Source organism: Fusibacter sp. (assembly GCF_057447755.1).
Genome location: NZ_JBVBZF010000321.1, coordinates 1 through 3,938, shown reverse-complemented (window position 1 = coordinate 3,938; position 3,938 = coordinate 1). Strand labels below are relative to the sequence as shown.

The window sequence follows — 3,938 nt, the reverse complement described above, 5'->3', positions numbered from 1 at the left end:
GGCAACCACAGCTTTATCACTGCCAGAGATGATCCTTCTCAAGAAAGTCATTAAGCCGAAATTGATTGCAACTTTTGTTGGAATCACTGGAATCGCAATTATACTAGTAGGCTATCTTTTTAATGGACTTGCCCACTGGCTAATATAGTTTAAAGACATATATGTTTTTAGTTTACCAATTACCCCCCCTAAATTCACAAATGGCGTCATAAACTCACATATGGGGTCATAAATTTAGGAGAGTCAATATCAGGATATTTAATAGGATGAAATAATAGGAGGCAGAGATGAACATTAAGGTTTTAGGATCAGGTTGTAAAAACTGTAAGAAGCTCGAAGAAAATGCGAGAGAAGCCGTTAAGGAAATGGGTATTGAAGCAAGTGTTGAGAAAGTAGAAGATTTCAAAGAGATTATGGCCTATGGCGTTATGAAAACACCAGCACTTGTAGTGGATGAAGAAGTTAAAGTAATGGGCAGAGTGGCTACTGTTGCCGATATCAAAAAAATACTCGGATAGTCTTATCTGGATTCATTAATATGTAAAACATATATAAATAGAAAGCGGTCTCAATTTTAAGGTTGAGACCGCTTTTTTTTAATTTGTTATAAGGACTGTGTCACCATCTTCGAGATAGGCTTGACCAGTTGTCACCACTTGATCACCTGCATTTAAGCCACTGAGGACTTCAAATTGGTCATCATATGCTACACCGAGTGTTACCATTTTCTTAGTAGCCGTTGTGCCAGTAATAACGAAGACATAGTCGGTGCCATCCTCGTGTATCACTGCGATTTTAGGGAGAGAAACGACTTTTTTTGGTGCATCTGTTACAATTTTAAGCTCTGCAAACATGCCTGGCTTAATGCTTAAATCGGCATTGTCGATTTCCACTAATACTGGATAAGTTTGATCGCTGCCTGATACTGGGCTTATACCCTTAACGGTACCTTGCTTTTCAATCCCTACAGTTGGCAAGCTAATAAGGACAGATTGACCCGCTTTGAGTTTATTGATGTCTTTTTCAGTAACGCCTGACTCAACGGTTAAAACACTTATATCTACCACATCGTAAAGTGGTGTGCCTGGCCCCACAGAAACACCGAGTTGTTGGTATTTGTTCGAGATGATGCCATTCATAGGCGCTTTGATGGTCATATGAGACAATTGGTAGTTCAATTGGTCTGTATTAACTTTACCGTTAGCGACATCCAGTTGAGCTTTGGTTAAGTAGTCTGTAACTTCCTCAAGTTGAGCCTTTGTTGCATTTCCCGCATTGTAGAGGGACTCCGTTCTGTCAAAAGCGCGTTTAGCAGAATCCAGTGACAACTGATAGAGATTGTTACCGATATCAGCTTGTCTCTTTTGGATTTTAAGTAGGGTATCATCAAGTGTTACAAGGGTATCGCCTTCTTTGACAATATCACCGACATTTGCATTCATAAAGTTAATTTGACCACTGACGATGGCCACCACAGATTGGACATTGTCTGCCTTTACTTGACCTGGAATTGTAAGGTCTGTAATGATTTCTTTTTCTTCAATAATCTGCGTTTCAACACTGATAGTATTAACTTCTTTTGTTGTTTCCTCAGGTGTCGTTGCATCAGCGGGCGCAGCATTGGAACATCCCGTTAGGGCGATTACCAGAGTGGCGATGAGTAATAAACGTTTCATTTTGACCTCCTATATTGACACAGCATTTTCTGCTGATTCAGTTTTCATTTTTTTCTTTTCCTTTTTAAGTCCTCTATTGATTTTAAAAGTTTCAAGCATAGTGTAAAGTGTTGGGATTGCAACCAGTGTCAAGACAGTTGACATCATCAATCCGAAGATTAGGGCAAAGCCCATTTGCTCGAAAAACTCTTGTTTTAAAGTGATTGGCAAGATACCACCTGCAGTTGTAATGGTAGTTGCGAGTACAGGCATAAATCTTGTCTTACCAGTCTCTCTTACTGCATCTAGGAGTTCGTAACCGTTCTTTCTTAAATAATTGATGTAATCCACTAGAACGATGGCGTCATTTACTGCAATACCAACGAGTGCGACAACACCGATAAATGCCAAGAACCCAAAGCTGTTCCCTGTGAGGAAGAGGCCAGGCATAACACCGATTAAGCCAAGTGGTACGGCAAATAAAATGATGAAAGGCTGTGAAAGTGAATTAAATTGTACTGCTAAAATCAGGTAAACTAAAATTGCAGCGACGATCATGTTGGTGAACATATCCGTGAAGGAATCTTGCATATCGCCAAGTTCACCTTCATAGGTAATGCTGATACCATCTGGTAATTTGTAATCCGCAATTTTTGCCTTGAATTGATCTACAATCTCAACAGTATTGGCATCTGCTTCAGTCTGTGAAGAGACGTTTACACGTCTTTTGCCATCCTCGTGTCTGATTGTCGGTGATGTTTCAGTTTCTTTAAAGCTAGCTATTTGGTTGAATCTGATGGCTTGTCCTGATCTGTTGTAGAAGTATAGGGATTGAAGGTCATTTTTAGACTTCACATGATCCATACCTGAATAGATCATGACATCAATATCGTCTTGGTTGCTTCTGTAAGTTGTTGCTTTGACCCCAGAAACTGTATTTCTAATGGTAGATGAAATGGTCATTTCATCAAGTCCAAACTTTGTCGCTTTTTCTTTGTCGATGGTAATTTCAAGTTCAGGACCGCCTGTTGAAAGTGAAGTGGCAACATCACGTGTACCCGGAATTGTCTCAAGGACATCTTTTAAGTGGTTTGCGACCTCTTCCATTTTAACGAGGTCTTCACCAATTAAACCAATAGAAACCGCTGAGCCACTTGGTGGTCCATCTTCAAGTTCTGTGACTTCAACCTTGGCCCCTGGAATCGATTTAAGCTTTTCTCTGAGTTCAGCAGCGATATCCATAGAAGATCTTGTTCTTTCTTCTTCTGGATATAAATCGATGGTAACTCTTGCGATATTAGGTGTGCCGCCGCCTGATGCGCCGTTGAAGGAGTCAAAGCTGTCTGCACCTGTAATACCGATGTTAGAGACAAAAGTTTTCACTTCAGGGTAAGTAAACAAGACTTTTTCTACCTTGAGAACAACTTCGTTTGTCTGTTCTAATGTGGCACCCTTTGGTGTATTTACATCTACATATAATCGTTCGTAGTCTGTTTGACTAAACATTTCCACTTTCAAAAGACCGAGTGGAATCAGCGACAAGCTCATGAAGAATGCCACAACAAGTGCAATGATTACTGACCACCGCTTTGAACGCCTGCTGACGATTTTATACAATCTTTCGCCGTAAGCTTCAATGATTGGATGATGGCCGGATTTCTTTTTGCCAAAGTAAACTTTAGCAAACATCAAACCACCAAATATTGCAGCAAATATAAAGGATAGCAATCCATATGAGTTGTCATCTTTAAATGCCTGCATAGATAAGATGACAATTAATAAAACCGAAAGAATCTTTGAAAGCTGCGATCTTCTCTTTGGTGTAGCAAGTGTAATATCGTGCTGCTTTGCAAGTAGTCTTGAGCAAAGAGCAGGTGTAATGGTCACTGCTAACATAAAAGAAGAACCTAAAGCAAACATAACTGTAATTGGTATAGATCGTATAAATTCACCCATGATGCCCGGTGTTAGGGCAATTGGGAAGAATGCTGCTAGTGTGGTTAAAGTCGATGCCATAATCGCAGGTGCGATCTGGTTCGTGCCTGCTTCTGCAGCGAGTTTTGCATCAAGGCCCATGCCTCTAAGACGGTCGACATTTTCCATGATAACGATTCCGTTGTCAACCAGCATACCAACTGCCAAAACCATAGAGAAGAGGGTAATGGTGTTTAAGGTCATATCTGCAAGGTTGAGGAAGTAGAGGGTCATCATAATTGCCAGTGGAATTACGATGGAAACGATGCCCGCCTCTCTTAAACCTATGAACAAGAAGAGTACTACGAT

General features: G+C 40.4%; 4 protein-coding genes. 2 read left to right on the top strand and 2 right to left on the bottom strand.

Annotated features, from left to right (window positions below):
- Both AC220I_RS19380 and AC220I_RS19375 read left to right on the top strand, forming a co-directional pair.
- The coding region (locus AC220I_RS19380; RefSeq protein ID WP_486725512.1) for a permease at positions 1-148 on the top strand (148 nt) is incomplete at its 5' end.
- 139 nt (positions 149-287) lie between these two features.
- Positions 288-518, top strand: a complete 231-nt coding sequence (locus tag AC220I_RS19375; RefSeq protein WP_486725511.1) for a thioredoxin family protein — start codon at positions 288-290, stop codon at positions 516-518.
- Between the two features lie 78 nt (positions 519-596).
- Here AC220I_RS19375 and AC220I_RS19370 read toward each other — a convergent pair whose 3' ends face one another.
- Together AC220I_RS19370 and AC220I_RS19365 are read right to left on the bottom strand one after the other, a co-directional pair.
- On the bottom strand, positions 597-1,676 hold the full coding sequence (locus tag AC220I_RS19370; protein WP_486725510.1) for an efflux RND transporter periplasmic adaptor subunit: 1,080 nt from the start codon (positions 1,674-1,676) through the stop codon (positions 597-599).
- Positions 1,677-1,685: 9 nt separating this feature from the next.
- Positions 1,686-3,938, bottom strand: a 2,253-nt coding sequence (locus AC220I_RS19365; protein ID WP_486725509.1) for an efflux RND transporter permease subunit, incomplete at its 5' end; no start/stop codon positions are given.

Excerpts from the sequence above, each read along its gene's own strand:
- AC220I_RS19370 (WP_486725510.1), bottom strand. The coding sequence starts at position 1,676 with ATGAAACGTTTATTACTCATCGCCACTCTGGTAATCGCCCTAACGGGA.
- AC220I_RS19375 (WP_486725511.1), top strand. The coding sequence starts at position 288 with ATGAACATTAAGGTTTTAGGATCAGGTTGTAAAAACTGTAAGAAGCTC.